General features: G+C 46.6%; 2 tRNA genes. Both read left to right on the top strand.

Going from position 1 to position 341, the window contains the following annotated elements:
* The first annotated feature begins 24 nt into the window (after positions 1 to 24).
* Positions 25 to 101: transfer RNA gene (locus tag H4J75_RS19795), tRNA-Met, on the top strand.
* Between the two features lie 151 nt (positions 102 to 252).
* Positions 253 to 329, top strand: a tRNA-Met gene (locus H4J75_RS19790).
* The last annotated feature ends 12 nt before the right edge of the window (positions 330 to 341 follow it).

The following is a 341-nucleotide window of genomic DNA, read 5'->3' as shown; positions in this document are numbered from 1 at the left end:
TAAGAAGGTATTAGGACATTCGGACGCGGGATGGAGCAGTCTGGTAGCTCGTCGGGCTCATAACCCGAAGGTCGTCAGTTCAAATCTGGCTCCCGCAACCAACTTACGCTTAAGTATAAAAAGCAGGTCGTCAGTTCCCTTTCAATCAGATATGGGCTCCGATAATCAACTTACGCTTAAGTATAAAAAGCAAATTCTTAAGTTTGAATTAAAACGACTTGGCTTTCCTAAGAAGGTATTAGGACATTCGGACGCGGGATGGAGCAGTCTGGTAGCTCGTCGGGCTCATAACCCGAAGGTCGTCAGTTCAAATCTGGCTCCCGCAACCAACTTACGCTTAA

The organism is Colwellia sp. BRX10-1 (assembly GCF_014077545.1).
Taxonomy (GTDB): domain Bacteria; phylum Pseudomonadota; class Gammaproteobacteria; order Enterobacterales; family Alteromonadaceae; genus Colwellia_A.
Note: the sequence above shows the minus strand (reverse complement) of the source record. Positions and strands in the feature narration are given on the sequence as shown.